Genomic DNA, 1,028 nt, shown 5'->3' with positions numbered 1-1,028 from the left:
CCTGTTCCCATGCCGAACACAGCAGTTAAGCTCTTCAGCGCCGATGGTAGTCGGGTTTACCCCCGTGAGAGTAGGACGTCGCCAAGCCTTTTATAATAACCTGGAGGATTAGCTCAGCTGGGAGAGCACTTGCCTTACAAGCAAGGGGTCGCAGGTTCGAACCCTGCATCCTCCACCATTTCATATAAGTTAGCCGGCCTAGCTCAACTGGCAGAGCAACTGATTTGTAATCAGTAGGTTGGGGGTTCAAGTCCTCTGGCCGGCACCATTAGTTGCCGATGCTAACTTGAAATATTACTTTTTTGATCAGGAGCCATTAGCTCAGCTGGTAGAGCATCTGACTTTTAATCAGAGGGTCGAAGGTTCGAATCCTTCATGGCTCACCATGTCATTTGCGGGTGTGGTGGAATTGGCAGACACGCTAGATTTAGGATCTAGTGCTTCACGGCGTGGGGGTTCAAGTCCCTCCACCCGCACTTTAAGCGGAAGTAGTTCAGTGGTAGAACACCACCTTGCCAAGGTGGGGGTCGCGGGTTCGAATCCCGTCTTCCGCTCCAAGAATATACCAAGCTAACTAAATTACATCAATGATTATAACCATAACTTGCCAGGCCGGGGTGGCGGAATTGGCAGACGCACAGGACTTAAAATCCTGCGGTGGGTTTCCACCGTGCCGGTTCGAGTCCGGCCCTCGGCACCAAAAAACAAAAAATGCGCCCGTAGCTCAATTGGATAGAGCGTCTGACTACGGATCAGAAGGTTAGGGGTTCGACTCCTCTCGGGCGCGCCATTATTACGGGAAGTAGCTCAGCTTGGTAGAGCACTTGGTTTGGGACCAAGGGGTCGCAGGTTCGAATCCTGTCTTCCCGACCATTCCTAATATAATGGGGCCTTAGCTCAGCTGGGAGAGCGCCTGCTTTGCACGCAGGAGGTCAGCGGTTCGATCCCGCTAGGCTCCACCAATTATTTGATCTTTGAAAACTGAACGAACCAACCAGTACGTCAAGATATTCCTTCTATTATAGAAG

Annotated in this window: 9 tRNA genes; all 9 read left to right on the top strand. The window is 51.3% G+C overall.

Features of this window, described 5'->3' with window-relative positions:
- Positions 1-102: 102 nt before the first annotated feature.
- The 9 genes from BMZ58_RS17090 (at position 103) to BMZ58_RS17050 (ending at position 962) form a co-directional block, all read left to right on the top strand.
- Positions 103-178: transfer RNA gene (locus BMZ58_RS17090), tRNA-Val, on the top strand.
- 14 nt (positions 179-192) lie between these two features.
- A tRNA-Thr gene (locus BMZ58_RS17085) sits at positions 193-268 on the top strand.
- A 42-nt stretch (positions 269-310) separates the two neighbouring features.
- A tRNA-Lys gene (locus tag BMZ58_RS17080) sits at positions 311-386 on the top strand.
- A gap of 8 nt (positions 387-394) precedes the next feature.
- Positions 395-476: transfer RNA gene (locus tag BMZ58_RS17075), tRNA-Leu, on the top strand.
- 6 nt (positions 477-482) lie between these two features.
- Positions 483-557 (top strand) — tRNA-Gly (locus BMZ58_RS17070).
- A gap of 54 nt (positions 558-611) precedes the next feature.
- A tRNA-Leu gene (locus BMZ58_RS17065) sits at positions 612-700 on the top strand.
- 13 nt (positions 701-713) lie between these two features.
- Positions 714-790: transfer RNA gene (locus tag BMZ58_RS17060), tRNA-Arg, on the top strand.
- Positions 791-796: 6 nt separating this feature from the next.
- A tRNA-Pro gene (locus BMZ58_RS17055) sits at positions 797-873 on the top strand.
- 13 nt (positions 874-886) lie between these two features.
- A tRNA-Ala gene (locus tag BMZ58_RS17050) sits at positions 887-962 on the top strand.
- The last annotated feature ends 66 nt before the right edge of the window (positions 963-1,028 follow it).

Origin of the sequence: Halobacillus dabanensis (assembly GCF_900114165.1) — a bacterium.
GTDB classification, from domain to species: Bacteria; Bacillota; Bacilli; order Bacillales; family Halobacillaceae; genus Halobacillus; species Halobacillus dabanensis.
This window is presented reverse-complemented; position numbering and strand designations above follow the sequence as displayed.